Here is a 12,183-nt window from a genome sequence, read left to right as displayed (position 1 = left end):
AATTCGCTTGACGTTCGGACAAAAATATCCGAATATGTGTTCATTGAAACGGAGACAGACATGGACAAGCGGGATCGCTTCATCGCTGAACTCAGAGAGGAAGCAAAAGAGCGAGGCCTTTCCTTCCGGGTCAGCAAATCGAAGGGCAAGGGCGGGCATGCGACGGTCTGGTTAGGGGACCGCTTCACGACCCTCCCGAGCCGGGAGATAGACCCGAAGACGGCAGCGAAGATAAGAAAGGGTCTGCGGCTCATCTGAGCCCCGGACCTTCGTGGCGAGACCGCTTGCCCATGTCGAACAAGGCCGATTGTGGCCGCATAGGAGACCGAACCATGAAGACTTACGCTTACGCGGCAACCTTCGAGCCGACCGAAAAAGAAGGCGGCTTTACTGTGACCTTCGCCGACGTGCCGGAGGCGATTACCGAGGGCGACGATATGGCCGACGCCCGCGCCATGGCGGCCGATGCACTCGGCGTCGCCCTGCTGACATACCTGGAGATGGGACGCCCGCTTCCGGAGCCGGCGACGGCTGGAACGATGATCTCGCCGGAGCCGGAGATCGCCATGAAGATCGCCGTCATCGAGACGTTCCGCGAGGCCGGGATTTCGCGCAGCGAGCTTGCCCGCCGCATAGGCAAGGACGAGAAGGAGGCGCGCCGCCTGCTGGATCCTGACGTCATCACGAAGCTGCCGTTGCTGGTAAGCGCTCTTGCCGCCATGGGCAAGCGCCTGGTGATCGGGCTGGAGGCGGCCTAGACGGAAAGGCATCATTCTGCCGCCTCGACGAATTCGTAGCGCCCGTTGCACTCGGCGAGCAGCCTGATCATTTTCTTGGGAACACTGTTGCCGACGAGGTGTCCAAGCTGGGTCTTTGTCGGCTTGCGCTTCACCAGCTTGCCGCGCTCGTCGACGTATTCGATCACGTGGTCGAAGCTCTTGGGGTCGAAGCCATGCGCCGCAGCGCCTTCCAGAGGGTCGAGCATGCGCATGCAGATGTCGGTGATGACCATGGTCTGGCCGTTGACCTCGACCGTCACCAGCCCGTGGCGGTCGTTGACGGTGAGCGTGTGAAGGGGGTCGCGGACATCGTGGCTATTCTCGCCAGAGCCGTAGTAGGTTTGCAGGAACGGAAGAATCAGCATTTCATGACCGCCGCCGCAGGTCTGCGTCGGGAGAGGATGGTCGACACCCTGCCCGTCCTTGTCATTGCCGCGCAGTCGGCCGAGGGCAGCAGCGACGACACCCTGTTGCGGGTTGACAGTCAGCGTCGCCAGCGGCTCCTCGATATCCCGGCCGGGATGAACGCCGCCATCCCGTCTGGCGTCATTGTTGTGTTGCGCCAGAAGAGCCGCGACGAGCGCAACCTTCGAGCCTCCGGCCACCACCGTCCCGAGTGGTTCTTCGATGTCGAGTGATCGCGGGGCTTGGCCTTCCCTCTCTCCATATCCCGTTTGCACCATCGTGGCCGCGACGAGCGAAATACCCGCGCCGCCGGCGGTCACCGTATGCAACGGCTCGTCGGCGGCGCCGAAGGGCTTCTGCGAATTGCGCATCGTCGACATGTGCACCGAGGCGACGCCGAGCGGCGGCGCGCCGCCCGGCCGCTTATGGAAATTGTTCGCCGTATAGGTCGGCAAAGGCTCTTCCAGGTCCGCGCCGGCCGAGCCCTGGCGGAACTTCGTCAGATGCGCCGATACCAGCACGGAATCTGGCTTTGTGGTCACCGTCTGCATCGGCTCCTCGACCGAGCGCTCGACCGACTGCCCCATCCTGCCGCCGACGCCGGCAATGGAGGGCACGATCAACGACAGCTCGCCACGATGCGCCGTTGTCAGCGTCCGCAACGGCTCGTCGATCGCATGCACGCGGTCGCCGCCGGCATGCGTGATCGGCACGATGAACGGCTTTTTCGCGTTGACGACATAGCGCATGACGCCCCGCGCGATCCGCCTCAGCGTCGCCGGCGCCAGCGGCTTCTTGCGGTCGAAAATGGATTTAACCGGAAGCGACCAGTCGATGATCGTATCCGCGCCAACCCATGGCTTGAGCCCCATCGCCTTCGCCTTGTCGCGCGGCGCATGCGTCCGCTCCGGCCAATAGATCGGCCCGCCGTCGGCGCGCGCCACGCCGAAGAAGCGTTTGCGGATTGTCGGAATCCCGTAGTCAGCGCAGATCAGAACGCGATGCTCGAAGCTGTAGCCGAGGCCGAGCATATGCTGCAGCCAGGCGCGCCAGATCCGGCCCTTGTGCTTGGGGTCGGGGATCAGCCACTGCTCGTGCACCGGGATCCGCTCGCCCTTGGCGGCGACCGATCCGTCGAGGCGCAGCGCCCTGCCCGTCTTCGGATCGCGCTTGCAGATCAGCGGCCCCCAGGTCTTGATCTCCTGGACGTTCTCCATGGTGATCACCTCGGGCCGCACCTGCCCTGCCCAACGCGGGATCACCCACGCCAGCGAACGCCGCCGCTTGCTGACGGGCTTGGAGCCCTTGGCGACGGAAAAATGCGTGCAGTCCGGCGAGGCATGCAGGATGCGGACGCCGCGACCGCGCGTCGCCGCTTTCGGGTCAACCTCGAACACGTCGCAGCGCAGGTGCTTCGTATGCGGGTGCCGCTTCTCATGCATGGCGATCGCCAGCGGATCGTGGTTGACGGCGAGATGAACATGGAATCCCGCATCCTCCAGCCCGTCGCAGCCGCCGCCCATGCCAGCGAAAAGAACAACGGTCATGCGGTTGTCGAGCCCGAAGCTCCTCGGCATTGAGATCGAATTCATATTGCCCCCTCGGCGCCCGCCAGCGCCGCCAGTTTGAGATTTCCCGCGGCGATGTGGACCGCCAGCACGATCGTTTGCGGCAACTGGCCGTCGGCCAGCCGCGTTGCGTTGGTCATGGACAGCAGGGCGTCGAGATAGGCGACGCCCGCCTGGAAGCGATTGCCCTGGAGGATGGCGCGGATCGGCACCTGCTCGCGATGGAGCACGCCGTATGGGCAACGCAGCAGCCAATCGGCGCACGCTGCATCGCTCGCCGCGTCCATCAGTTGCTCGACGATCGGCAGGAGCCCGCTCATCGCGCCACCAGTGCCCAGGCGAGCCAGACGGCCAGTGAGGCGATTGCCGCCAGCGCAAGGAGAAGCAGATTGACGATGCGGTTCGCCAGCCGCGCATATTCCGGCGCGCGCGTCCGGAGCGAGCCTGCGGCCAGGCCGAAGACCACGACCGTCACCAGTAGCGGCACGATCCAGTTGCTAAATTCCAATGTCGCCCCCATAGGCATGCCCTCGCGACAAACGTTTCACGTTTGCCGATTGCTGAAACAGTTTGATTTCGCTGCGTTTTCCGTTGCCATATTCAGGTAATTCATCGGGTCGAGCCCGACGACGCGGCAAAGCACAAGCACATTGACGACCGAAAGCTTGCGCTCATGCACTGCCCGCGACAGCATCGGCAGGTTCAGCAGCGGATGTTCCGCAGCCGCCGCCCGGTAGGAGCAGCCCTTGCGCTCCAGCCAACGCTTGACATCGCGCGCGAAGGCGCTGCTATCGAATTCAGCCCGCATTGCCGCCCTCCTGTCCGCCATCGTCGGTGAGCAGGATGCCGAGGCTTGCCGGATCGATCCAAAGCGCGGCCCAGATCTTCGCCCGCGTAGCGCCGGTCTTCAGCTTCCCCTTGCAGGCGAGATCAAACTCTTCGCGCGTCAGACCCGAACGCTTGCGCAGATTCGCCAGCGCCGCTTTCTCGCCATTGCGCGGCTGCGACGGGAAATCGAGCCGCACCATCATCGCCACCCGCAGGGCGATGAACTGCTTGAGCATGAGCGGTGAGAAATCGGTCGTCGGCAGTTGATGATGATCGCTCAAGCGACGCCCTCCTGAACAAGGTGGAGATCATCACTGAAGCAGACGGGGCATTCAGCGCCGCCGGTTCCGATATCCAGCATGACGTCAGCAAGAACGCCGAGCCTCTTGCAGCCATTGCAGCGATAGCTGCGCAGCGACATCCTATGGACAGGATGATTCTTCGGCGCAGCCTTGACCGCGGCCTCCACAGAATCGTCACCATTCGTATGCGGCAGTTTGGCCAGCGCACGGACATACGCGACCATAGCTTCATCGAATTGATCTGAGGCGTTGCTCATCCCAGCACCTCCGCAAGCGGCGCACCGGCCCTGAGCTTCTTCGTCGCCTCGACCGCGCCGACTGTCGCAATCATGTTCATGCCCTTGCCGGTCGGCAGCCACTGCCCGTCACTGGTCGGCTCGATCAGCCCATTGGCCGCGAGCGCATCGATCAGCGCCGCGGCGACGCTCTGGCGAAGCCCGACACCCTGGCGGAACTTCACCACGTCGAAGGGCTCCAGATCCTTCATCCATTCGAAGGCACGGACGAATTCTTCCTCGACGCGCTCGTCGAGCGTCTTCCGCGGCGTCTCCCGCTTGAACTCGTCGAAGTGCACGCCGCTGGCATTGCCGCCCTCGCCGGGCTCCAGCGCATCCGCATCCTCGAATTCCTTCCAGTCGACGCGCTTGACGACGGTCGTGTCGCCGTAGCTGCCGTCCTCCTGCCGCTCCCAGACGAACCAGGCGGTATTCATCCGACTGGACGCCTTCGGCCCCTCGTAGCCCTCGCGATGCATCATCGGCAGGCGACGTTTAAACACGTAGACGCGGGCCGGCGGGTTATCATCCATTGCGAAATTGCGGTCGTCGTCATCGAAGCCGCAGAAGAAATTCCAGTTGAGTAGCAGCGCCATCTTGCGCGGCTTGTGCGCTCGCAGTGCATGCGCCACGTAATCGTTCAACACCTCGCCATAAGGCGGATTGGTGACGATATCCGGCCCCTCGCCCGGCGCCTCCGGCTGGCTGGCGAGAAAGTCGCCTACCGCCTGCAGCTCGCCATGCGCCGTGACCGTGTTGCGGTCGACGAGATCGGAGAGGATGACGTCATAGCCTTCCGCCTCGAGCACCGCCGAAATGGCGCCGAGGCCGCACGACGGCTCCCAGATCGTGCCCGAGAAGCTTTCGAAGGCGAGCAGCGTGCGCGTGGCAACGACGGGCGTCTGGTAAAAATTGTCGCCGCGTTCTTCCTTGTTGGCCGAGGCCGTTCCGACGGCCGCGCGGAGGTTCGCACGGCTAGGCTCTAGCCCCGCCTGGATGCGCGCCGCGATCGCCCGTTCGACCAGCCCCGGCTCTTTCGTCTCGGCGTCGCGCAGCTTGCGCGCTTCGTGAACCTGTCCCTTGGAAAGGCCGACATCCTCAAGCCGAAAAAGGTTTTCGTCCGAAACCTTTTTCGGGCGCCCGGGCGCGGCCACCACGCCAGCCTTCTGCGCCTCGTCGAACTGATCGGCCAGCGCCATCTTCGCCCGCGTCTCGATCAGCAGGGCGTCACCCTGCATGCGGCGCGCCTTGCCGATCAGTTCGTCGCTAAGCTTCATGCGCTTGGCATAGCTCGCCGCCGCCTTCGCCTGATCGTAAACTGCCTCGGAAAGCCACAGCGCATTTTGGTAATCGCCCTCACTGAAGAGCGAGCGGGCGCGGTCGATCGTGGCGGCAAGATTGGAGGCGTCAGCGCGGGCCGGCGCCGGAACATCGATTGCGCGCCCGTTCCCGATCGCTTCCAGCACGCCGACCGTCGTCTCCACCGACTTGCCGCCGGCGGTGATCGTCACGCGCGTATCGTCAAACCCGCGCTCCATCACTCGGCCCTCATCAGCGCGGCGAGATAGCCGCGGCCCTTATCGGTTAGCGTCACGAAATGCGGATCGTCGGCCAGGCGCTCGACATAGCCGCCGTCGACAGCTTTCACCGCTCCCCGGCGGTCACTCTCCAGCGCGAGCGGATAGGCGCGGCCATGCCGCCGGGAAAACTGCGCTGCCCGGTAGAGCAGCTGCCGGCCGTCAGGCCCGATCGGAGGATCGATGACATGAACGCTGGCCTGCTGGGACTCTTGAGACCGTCTCTTCACGCCGCCACCTCGTTTGGCTGCCGGGCGAGCCGATAGCCCTGCCCCCAGATCGTTTCGATGCGGACGCCGAAGCGGGAAAGTTTCTTGCGTAGCTTGCAGACGAAGACGTCGACGATCTTGATCTCCGGCTCTTCGGCCCGGTCGCTGTAGAGCGCCATCATGATCGATTGCTTCGTGCCGAAATCGCGGCTGGCGAGATGCGCGAAGACGCGCGCCTCCTGCGCCGTCAACTGATACTCGATCGGCGCGCTCACGCTCGAAGGCATCAGCGCCTCCTCAAGCTGGCGGATTCGCTCTTCGAGGAAGGCGATGCGGTCGCGCTGCAGGTCGACGAGCTCATCCATGCCGCACCGCCGCCTTCGCTTCGGTCACGGGGGGGGTATGGGTGTATTTCTGCCGGTTCATCAGGCTGTAGCCGGTGAAACGCTTGCTGATGATCACGACGCCGAACGGCCGCACCTTCTTGCGCAGCTTGCTGACGTGGCTCTCGACGGCGTTGCAATCCGGTTCCTTGTCGAGGTCGAGCCGGTCGCTGTAGAGCGCCTGATAGAGCGTTTCCTTGGTGACGACGTCGCGCCGCGTGAGCGCCGAGAAGATCCGTCGCTCAGCATTGGCCAGCTGCCATTCCGCGGGAACCACGACGTCATCAGGCACCAGCAGCGTTTCCAGCTGCCGGACGCGCTCCCGAAGCGTCGCGTTCCCTTCCCGCAAAATGCCAACCAGGTCGTCAGACACGCGCCTTCCTCCGGTTCATGAAGAGCACGGAGGCCATGGCGCGCCACAGCGGCACCTTGCGCTCGGCGGCAAAGCGCTTGGCTTCGCTTTCGATCTGGTCGGGCATGGCGGAGATCAGCGCGGAGATGCGCTCGGGCTCGATCTGACCCTTATATTCCTTGTCGAACATCAGATGCTCGACCGCCCGGATCAGCACCGCGCCGACGGGGGCTGCCCCGCCCTTGACGCAGGTTTCCAGCACCTCGCGTGCGCCTTTGGCATGCCGGCGGGAGATCACCGCCTGGATCGTGGTCACTGCCATGCACTCCCCCGGCTTGAAGCGGGCCATGGGCGGCGGGTTCTTCAGGAGCTTGACGCCGGCCCGGTCGCAGACCTGCGCCATGGTCAGCGCGTCTTCGTCGCCGGCGGCGACAAGGGCGGCATGCAGCTGCGTCGCCGTCACCTGGATCCGGTCTCGGTTGTGACGGACGAAGGCCGAGGCCCGCTGCGCCAGCGCCTCGGCCCGAACGACAAGAACCGGGATCACCGGTATTCCGCCGTGAGTCACCGCGCCGATCGCGGTATGCTGGCCGTCGATCACATGCAGAATGCCGCCGACGTCGACGACGATCGGCGGCTTGAAGGCGAGCCAGCTCCATTCGGCGACGATCTTGCGGATCAGCCGTATCGACCGATCGGAGAGGCCGCGCTGATATCCCTCGTCGACGACGAGGGAGGCCGGATCGGCGAGGCGAACCTCGGGCATCCAGTCGGGAATTCCCGCGCGGGGCAGATCCGGAAAGTCGAGCGCGGCGACTGGCCGCGCGGAGATATTGGCCGTTGCAGGCAATGAGGCTCCGTCCATCACTCCCCCACCACTTTCAGGTCGGCCCTGCCGCCACCGGCGGCCTTGATCACGGCGAGCGCCTGGCGGAAGCTGGACATTTCGCGCTCCAGCTCGTTGGCCTCGCGGTCCATCGCATGCGCCTCGGCCGGCGTAATTTTGCCGTCGGCCATGGCAGCGGCTCCCGTCGCCATCAGCGCCGCCGCTTTCTGCAGAACTTCGGAATAGGAGGCGAGCACGCCGATATTGGCCTTTTGCTCGGCCTCGGGATCGGAAAGCCGGCGGCCGGAGAGTTCCGCCATCGCCTGCGTGACGACTGGAACGCCGCACTCGCTTTCCAGCGCGTAGACCACCGACAGCGGCATCATGTCGATGTCGCGGGCATTGTTCATGCGGCCGATATGGCTGGGAGAAACGGAAGAAATCTCGGCGGCGCGCTCGATGCCGCCGACCAGCTTGATCAAGTCCCGCTGTGCGGATTTGATCCGGTGAAACCATGCATCAGAAGACATGACAAATCCTTTCCCGCGCCGGGAAATCCGGGCGGTTTTTCCCGTAGTGGGAAACGCTGGAACCTGTGAAAACTCAGCCCGTTAGCAGATCACGGGGGACCGCATGCCTGGGCAAAACACAAACGACGAAAAGAAGGCGCGCCGGACGATAAAGGTCCGCCCGCCCGGCGCGAGTTGGCGCGGCGATCACTACCTTCGCGGCGCGGGGGAAAAATCATTCGGCGGCCTCGCTCGTTTCCGGATAGGGAATGTCGCGGGCGGCGCAGTTGGCCCGATAGAATTCTTCAGGCCCAAATGGCGTAAGCGGAATCAGCACGCGCCAGTGACGGTCGGGGATACCCGTCAGCCGCCACTTGTAAATTGCGTCACGGGTAATCACGACACCGGCGCCAATGCAGGCGCGCTCTACCGCAGCCACGCCGCCGGCTTCTTTGATGATCTTTGTGACAGTGATTTCCGCTTCCATGCACGCAGCTGTACTAGATTTTAAATCTAGCTTCAAGCCATGGGAAATCTACACCAGAAAAAAATTCCGGATTTAATATGCGTTTCATGACTTGGTGGAAGCGACTTGACCACAGGCGGATAGAACTCGGATGGAGCGGTGCGGAACTTGCACGGCGCGCGAGTATTCCCTATGCGAACATAAACAAATATCTGAACGGCAAGATTGAGCAGCCGCGCGGCGAAGAAATGCAAAAGCTGGCATCAGCTATCGGCAAGTCAGCGCTGTGGTTGCGAGACGGGCTTGAGCTTAGCGACGTCGAAGCCGCCCCCATTGAAGGCCGTCTGTTGCCGGTCGCCGTTGTCGGAAAGGTCGAAGCGGGCACGTTCCGCGAAGTTGACGACATGGACCAGTCAGAACGAGAACTACTTTCTCTGCCGGCCGACGATCGGTTTCCGAGCGCCAGGTTGATGGCTTTCGACGTCTCCGGCGATTCCATGAACGAGCTGCGGCCGCGACCCATTCTTCCGGGAGATCGCGTCATCTGCGTTTCCTATGAAGATGTTGCCCACGAGGCGCCCTTGCGCGATGGGATGGTGGTGGTCGTGGAGCGATCGCGCGACGGCGGACAAACACGCGAATGGTCTGTGAAGCAAATCGAGCTCTACCAGGACAGAACCGAATATCATCCGAGATCTACGAACCCAAAGCATAAGCCTATCGTTGTGCCGCGTGATCCGGATGCCGACACTGGCACGCTAGTCGAGATCATTGGCCTGGTTAGAAGGGTTGTCAACGACCTCCCATTTTAGGTTCCGTCAGCGCGCGCGTCATGTACGCCGCAGAGCGAGGCGCTGACGAGAAGGCCTATAGCGCTATCGCATTTAGCGCATGAGAACCGCAAATTCCCCAGCAGGCCGCTCTCCAATAGCTCCTCTACGTCGCTCGGCGCCTCATCAATCCTGGGCACCTTAATGAGCCTTGTGCTCTCCCGCATGCAGTTCTCACATCTGATCTGCAGCTCAAATTCGCGTGATACTTCGCTGATCAAAAGTTGCATGCCGTTCTCCTTTAGTTCTTATTAATCCCGAGAACGCGCCTGGAGTCGAGTCGAATCACTAACATAGATTTTATTTCTATCTCCCTATTGACGCCGTTTGAATGTAGATTTAATTTCCATCTCGTCCGGCGATCCTCCTCCCTTCCCCGGATGACCGCAAAAGCCAGCCGCCGCTTCACACTCCTCCCGAAGAAGCGGCGGCCGGCGTGGTCGGGATCAAAGGAGATGATCATGAAAACCAAAAGCGAGATTACTGCCGCTGATCGGCGCGACCGTAGCATCATGCTGCGTCTCTATCAGGACCGCGGCCCCCAGACCGAAAAGACCCTGCTTGCCGCAGGCATCAGCCTCGAAAGCCAGGCCCGCAACGTCCCGTGGGTCGCCGAGCAGGTCAAGCTCACCGAGGCCGCCTAGTCCTCTGGCCCGAACAGAGGATCCGGCTTCGGTCTCCGCCCCGACCAGGAACGGGGCGGTTTCCCAAGCGGATGAACAAGGGGAAATCCGATGAACCACGTCATGCCAGTCGCGACGGCCCGCAGGAGCCTCGCTGATATCCTGACTTCCGATGACAGCCGCCGCGATCTTGAAGAGCGGATGCTGGATACGATGCGCATGCGCAGCAAGACCCAGCGCTGCGCCGAGGCCGCATTGCTGCTAGCGGTCGGCTTCACGCTCGCCTTCTCCTTCGCACTGGGGATCTGAGCCATGATGGCGATCACCCCGACCCTGACTGTGCTCGCGGCGATCCAGACCGCCGCCGTCCTCGGTTTTCTCGTCTGGATGGTGCGCCGCGACAAGCGGCGCCACGAGGACATGATTGCCGCGATCGAGTATGCGCTCGGTCTCGATCTCTTCCGCCAGCGCCAGTTCCTGCGCCTCTTCATCGACGGCGAACAGGCCGCGTTGAAGCGCGATTATCCCGAGTGGACTTCTTTCCTCACCCACTTCCGCACCATGGAGGGCTACTGACATGGCAGAGATTTTGCATTTCCCGCGCACCGCGCCCCGCCCGGCCCTCCGCCTCGTCGGCGACGTCGACGACCTCGTCGCGGCCGAACTGAAGGGCGAAGGCCTCAGGCACATCGCCGCGGCCCTGGACCATATGGCCTCGGCCAATTGCGAACTGATCGCCGTCAACAGGATCCTGCTCAGCCGGCAGGATGACGTGACGGACCTGGTCAGCGAGGAGACTATCATCGGCCTCTGCCACGCCCTGATATCGGTCATCGACGCCAAGGGTTGCCGAAACGACGACCGGCCGCTGCGCAATGCCGCCGCCAAGGCGATCGCCGAACGGGAGGGCGTTTATCATGGCAACTAGCGCCCTCGCCACCCGGCCACACCCCGCCGTCGACGCGTCGACCTTGTTCTCTGTCGCGCTTGGCCATCTCAAGATCCGCCTGCCCCTGCATCACGACGAGAGCCACTGCGGCACGATCGCCGATGCCGACGGCAACATGGTTTTCGTCGTCGACGTCAACCGCGAGCGTTCCGACGCCGAGGTCCGCGACATCGCCGAGCTGCTGCTGCTCGCGATCAACGTCCATGCCGGATTCCTGCCGGAGGCTGGCAATGGCTGACACACTCTTCCGCGTCCATTTCGAGGACGGCACCAAGCTCGATGTTCACGCGACTGACACGACCAGCGCCCGCAAGAACGCCGAGGCCCAGAGCGACGGCATCATCCGGAAGATCAAGCGTATCAGGGAGAACGGATGATGGGCCGGGAATACAAACAGCGCCGCGACGAGGCGACGGCGGATGCTGCAAAGTATCTTGCCAACCACGTCATGATCGAGGAGCCGGTCAAGTCGTTCCGCTTTCACATGCACTACATCGACAAGAAGGTGACGAAGAGGCAGGAAGGCTCCTACCCGTTCCTTCGCATCCTGCCGCCGGTCGAGGCCGCGAAGTTCGCCTATAACTCCACCTATGCCTATACGCTGACCTGGACACCCGGTCACATGACGATCGTCGGCGATCTCGGCCAGCTGACCGTGGTCCACTATCACGCCATGCAGACGCTCGAAGAGGCCTGCAGGTGGCTACAATCCTGCGACTTCGACTATCTGCTCTCCAAGACCAACGAGCAGCAGGAATATGACAGGGACGCAACCCTTGATCATTTCAAGAGGGAGCTGAACGAAGGCGTGATTGACCATCTGCTGGGCACACCCGGCTGGGGTAAAGACAAGCGACGCGACAACGGTGACATTCAGGAGCTGCGCGCCTGGATCAAACAGCGGCCTCTTGAAGGGCAGCTCAATGAAGAGGGCGAGGACGAACAGGCCTGGCTTGAAAACCGGCCGCTGACCGCCTTCGACGACAAAGACCGCGACTGCTGGGACCGCTGGAAGCAGGTCACCGAGTTCGTCAGCGTCTATCAGGAGCAATACGACTACACCAAGGCGAGCGACCGACGCGCGATCTTGGACGAAGTCGAACATCACTTCGAGACCGAGCATGACGCTGCTGAATTTCTTTGGCGCGATCTCAGCGACAGTGAACCGTGCATCTGCCGGGAGTATCGGCATCAAGCCTTCTTCCAGATCGCCGCGATCCAGCATGGCACGCGCATGATCCTCGGCCGGCATTTTTCCGGATCGAAGGTGGCGGCATGACAGACCTCCTTCACCGTGTCGCG

23 protein-coding genes are annotated in these 12,183 nt (G+C 62.9%); 10 read left to right on the top strand and 13 right to left on the bottom strand.

What is annotated here, in order from left to right:
- Positions 1–60: 60 nt before the first annotated feature.
- The gene (locus tag FHT75_RS07695) at positions 61–258 is read left to right on the top strand and encodes a hypothetical protein (RefSeq protein ID WP_183851467.1); all 198 of its coding nucleotides are present in this window, start codon (positions 61–63) and stop codon (positions 256–258) included.
- A 74-nt stretch (positions 259–332) separates the two neighbouring features.
- Positions 333–758 carry a type II toxin-antitoxin system HicB family antitoxin gene (locus FHT75_RS07690; protein WP_183851466.1) on the top strand — a complete coding sequence of 142 codons (426 nt, stop codon included), beginning with the start codon at positions 333–335 and terminating at the stop codon, positions 756–758.
- 11 nt (positions 759–769) lie between these two features.
- On the opposite strand, the gene FHT75_RS07685 is transcribed toward FHT75_RS07690, so the two are convergent.
- The 13 genes from FHT75_RS07685 to FHT75_RS07625 all read right to left on the bottom strand — a co-directional run bounded on the left by FHT75_RS07685 (position 770) and on the right by FHT75_RS07625 (position 8,500).
- On the bottom strand, positions 770–2,776 hold the full coding sequence (locus FHT75_RS07685; protein WP_183851465.1) for a DNA cytosine methyltransferase: 2,007 nt from the start codon (positions 2,774–2,776) through the stop codon (positions 770–772).
- A complete protein-coding gene (locus FHT75_RS07680; RefSeq protein WP_183851464.1) occupies positions 2,773–3,072 on the bottom strand; it encodes a hypothetical protein in 300 nt (99 codons plus the stop codon). Before FHT75_RS07680 ends, FHT75_RS07685 begins: the two co-directional genes overlap by 4 nt.
- Positions 3,069–3,260, bottom strand: a complete 192-nt coding sequence (locus FHT75_RS07675; protein ID WP_183851463.1) for a hypothetical protein — start codon at positions 3,258–3,260, stop codon at positions 3,069–3,071. The genes FHT75_RS07680 and FHT75_RS07675 overlap by 4 nt, the downstream gene beginning before the upstream one ends.
- Before the next feature lie 36 nt (positions 3,261–3,296).
- Complete coding sequence (locus FHT75_RS07670) at positions 3,297–3,560, bottom strand: hypothetical protein (protein WP_028757454.1); 264 nt, start codon at positions 3,558–3,560, stop codon at positions 3,297–3,299.
- Entirely contained in the window at positions 3,550–3,861 is a 312-nt protein-coding gene (locus FHT75_RS07665; RefSeq protein WP_183851462.1) for a hypothetical protein, read from the bottom strand. Before FHT75_RS07665 ends, FHT75_RS07670 begins: the two co-directional genes overlap by 11 nt.
- Entirely contained in the window at positions 3,858–4,139 is a 282-nt protein-coding gene (locus tag FHT75_RS07660) for a hypothetical protein (protein WP_183851461.1), read from the bottom strand. The genes FHT75_RS07665 and FHT75_RS07660 overlap by 4 nt, the downstream gene beginning before the upstream one ends.
- On the bottom strand, positions 4,136–5,695 hold the full coding sequence (locus tag FHT75_RS07655; protein ID WP_246713309.1) for a hypothetical protein: 1,560 nt from the start codon (positions 5,693–5,695) through the stop codon (positions 4,136–4,138). The genes FHT75_RS07660 and FHT75_RS07655 overlap by 4 nt, the downstream gene beginning before the upstream one ends.
- Entirely contained in the window at positions 5,695–5,964 is a 270-nt protein-coding gene (locus tag FHT75_RS07650; protein WP_312865767.1) for a hypothetical protein, read from the bottom strand. Before FHT75_RS07650 ends, FHT75_RS07655 begins: the two co-directional genes overlap by 1 nt.
- Positions 5,961–6,308, bottom strand: a complete 348-nt coding sequence (locus FHT75_RS07645; protein WP_183851460.1) for a helix-turn-helix domain-containing protein — start codon at positions 6,306–6,308, stop codon at positions 5,961–5,963. Before FHT75_RS07645 ends, FHT75_RS07650 begins: the two co-directional genes overlap by 4 nt.
- Positions 6,301–6,699: a helix-turn-helix domain-containing protein gene (locus FHT75_RS07640; protein WP_183851459.1), complete on the bottom strand. Its 399-nt coding sequence runs from the start codon at positions 6,697–6,699 to the stop codon at positions 6,301–6,303. The genes FHT75_RS07645 and FHT75_RS07640 overlap by 8 nt, the downstream gene beginning before the upstream one ends.
- Positions 6,692–7,543 carry a DUF6551 family protein gene (locus FHT75_RS07635; protein ID WP_246713308.1) on the bottom strand — a complete coding sequence of 284 codons (852 nt, stop codon included), beginning with the start codon at positions 7,541–7,543 and terminating at the stop codon, positions 6,692–6,694. The genes FHT75_RS07640 and FHT75_RS07635 overlap by 8 nt, the downstream gene beginning before the upstream one ends.
- The gene (locus FHT75_RS07630; RefSeq protein WP_183851458.1) at positions 7,543–8,034 is read right to left on the bottom strand and encodes a phage regulatory CII family protein; all 492 of its coding nucleotides are present in this window, start codon (positions 8,032–8,034) and stop codon (positions 7,543–7,545) included. Before FHT75_RS07630 ends, FHT75_RS07635 begins: the two co-directional genes overlap by 1 nt.
- A gap of 214 nt (positions 8,035–8,248) precedes the next feature.
- On the bottom strand, positions 8,249–8,500 hold the full coding sequence (locus FHT75_RS07625; RefSeq protein ID WP_183851457.1) for a hypothetical protein: 252 nt from the start codon (positions 8,498–8,500) through the stop codon (positions 8,249–8,251).
- 77 nt (positions 8,501–8,577) lie between these two features.
- On the opposite strand from FHT75_RS07625, the gene FHT75_RS07620 reads away from it, so the two are divergent.
- The 8 genes from FHT75_RS07620 to FHT75_RS07585 all read left to right on the top strand — a co-directional run bounded on the left by FHT75_RS07620 (position 8,578) and on the right by FHT75_RS07585 (position 12,160).
- Positions 8,578–9,291, top strand: coding sequence for a LexA family protein (locus FHT75_RS07620; protein ID WP_246713307.1), 714 nt, complete (start codon positions 8,578–8,580; stop codon positions 9,289–9,291).
- Positions 9,292–9,770: 479 nt separating this feature from the next.
- Positions 9,771–9,953 (top strand): hypothetical protein, encoded by a 183-nt coding sequence (locus tag FHT75_RS07615; RefSeq protein ID WP_183851456.1) that lies wholly within the window; start codon positions 9,771–9,773, stop codon positions 9,951–9,953.
- Positions 9,954–10,043: 90 nt separating this feature from the next.
- Positions 10,044–10,241, top strand: coding sequence for a hypothetical protein (locus FHT75_RS07610; protein WP_183851455.1), 198 nt, complete (start codon positions 10,044–10,046; stop codon positions 10,239–10,241).
- 3 nt (positions 10,242–10,244) lie between these two features.
- On the top strand, positions 10,245–10,508 hold the full coding sequence (locus FHT75_RS07605; RefSeq protein ID WP_183851454.1) for a hypothetical protein: 264 nt from the start codon (positions 10,245–10,247) through the stop codon (positions 10,506–10,508).
- A gap of 1 nt (position 10,509) precedes the next feature.
- Positions 10,510–10,860, top strand: coding sequence for a hypothetical protein (locus FHT75_RS07600; protein ID WP_183851453.1), 351 nt, complete (start codon positions 10,510–10,512; stop codon positions 10,858–10,860).
- On the top strand, positions 10,850–11,119 hold the full coding sequence (locus tag FHT75_RS07595; RefSeq protein WP_183851452.1) for a hypothetical protein: 270 nt from the start codon (positions 10,850–10,852) through the stop codon (positions 11,117–11,119). The genes FHT75_RS07600 and FHT75_RS07595 overlap by 11 nt, the downstream gene beginning before the upstream one ends.
- Positions 11,112–11,258, top strand: a complete 147-nt coding sequence (locus FHT75_RS07590) for a hypothetical protein (RefSeq protein ID WP_183851451.1) — start codon at positions 11,112–11,114, stop codon at positions 11,256–11,258. The genes FHT75_RS07595 and FHT75_RS07590 overlap by 8 nt, the downstream gene beginning before the upstream one ends.
- The gene (locus tag FHT75_RS07585; protein WP_210299025.1) at positions 11,258–12,160 is read left to right on the top strand and encodes a hypothetical protein; all 903 of its coding nucleotides are present in this window, start codon (positions 11,258–11,260) and stop codon (positions 12,158–12,160) included. The genes FHT75_RS07590 and FHT75_RS07585 overlap by 1 nt, the downstream gene beginning before the upstream one ends.
- Positions 12,161–12,183 lie beyond the last annotated feature (23 nt).

The sequence above is a fragment of the Rhizobium sp. BK112 genome, assembly GCF_014193215.1.
GTDB classification, from domain to species: Bacteria; Pseudomonadota; Alphaproteobacteria; order Rhizobiales; family Rhizobiaceae; genus Rhizobium; species Rhizobium anhuiense.
The sequence above is the reverse complement of the archived record's forward strand: the minus strand, read 5'-3'. Positions and strand labels throughout refer to the sequence as shown.

Coding starts and splice junctions, on each gene's coding strand:
- FHT75_RS07695 (WP_183851467.1), top strand. CDS start 61: ATGGACAAGCGGGATCGCTTCATCGCTGAACTCAGAGAGGAAGCAAAA.
- FHT75_RS07690 (WP_183851466.1), top strand. CDS start 333: ATGAAGACTTACGCTTACGCGGCAACCTTCGAGCCGACCGAAAAAGAA.
- FHT75_RS07685 (WP_183851465.1), bottom strand. CDS start 2,776: ATGAATTCGATCTCAATGCCGAGGAGCTTCGGGCTCGACAACCGCATG.
- FHT75_RS07680 (WP_183851464.1), bottom strand. CDS start 3,072: ATGAGCGGGCTCCTGCCGATCGTCGAGCAACTGATGGACGCGGCGAGC.
- FHT75_RS07670 (WP_028757454.1), bottom strand. CDS start 3,560: ATGCGGGCTGAATTCGATAGCAGCGCCTTCGCGCGCGATGTCAAGCGT.
- FHT75_RS07660 (WP_183851461.1), bottom strand. CDS start 4,139: ATGAGCAACGCCTCAGATCAATTCGATGAAGCTATGGTCGCGTATGTC.
- FHT75_RS07655 (WP_246713309.1), bottom strand. CDS start 5,695: ATGGAGCGCGGGTTTGACGATACGCGCGTGACGATCACCGCCGGCGGC.
- FHT75_RS07645 (WP_183851460.1), bottom strand. CDS start 6,308: ATGGATGAGCTCGTCGACCTGCAGCGCGACCGCATCGCCTTCCTCGAA.
- FHT75_RS07635 (WP_246713308.1), bottom strand. CDS start 7,543: ATGGACGGAGCCTCATTGCCTGCAACGGCCAATATCTCCGCGCGGCCA.
- FHT75_RS07630 (WP_183851458.1), bottom strand. CDS start 8,034: ATGTCTTCTGATGCATGGTTTCACCGGATCAAATCCGCACAGCGGGAC.
- FHT75_RS07625 (WP_183851457.1), bottom strand. CDS start 8,500: ATGGAAGCGGAAATCACTGTCACAAAGATCATCAAAGAAGCCGGCGGC.
- FHT75_RS07620 (WP_246713307.1), top strand. CDS start 8,578: ATGCGTTTCATGACTTGGTGGAAGCGACTTGACCACAGGCGGATAGAA.
- FHT75_RS07615 (WP_183851456.1), top strand. CDS start 9,771: ATGAAAACCAAAAGCGAGATTACTGCCGCTGATCGGCGCGACCGTAGC.
- FHT75_RS07610 (WP_183851455.1), top strand. CDS start 10,044: ATGAACCACGTCATGCCAGTCGCGACGGCCCGCAGGAGCCTCGCTGAT.
- FHT75_RS07605 (WP_183851454.1), top strand. CDS start 10,245: ATGATGGCGATCACCCCGACCCTGACTGTGCTCGCGGCGATCCAGACC.
- FHT75_RS07600 (WP_183851453.1), top strand. CDS start 10,510: ATGGCAGAGATTTTGCATTTCCCGCGCACCGCGCCCCGCCCGGCCCTC.
- FHT75_RS07595 (WP_183851452.1), top strand. CDS start 10,850: ATGGCAACTAGCGCCCTCGCCACCCGGCCACACCCCGCCGTCGACGCG.
- FHT75_RS07590 (WP_183851451.1), top strand. CDS start 11,112: ATGGCTGACACACTCTTCCGCGTCCATTTCGAGGACGGCACCAAGCTC.
- FHT75_RS07585 (WP_210299025.1), top strand. CDS start 11,258: ATGGGCCGGGAATACAAACAGCGCCGCGACGAGGCGACGGCGGATGCT.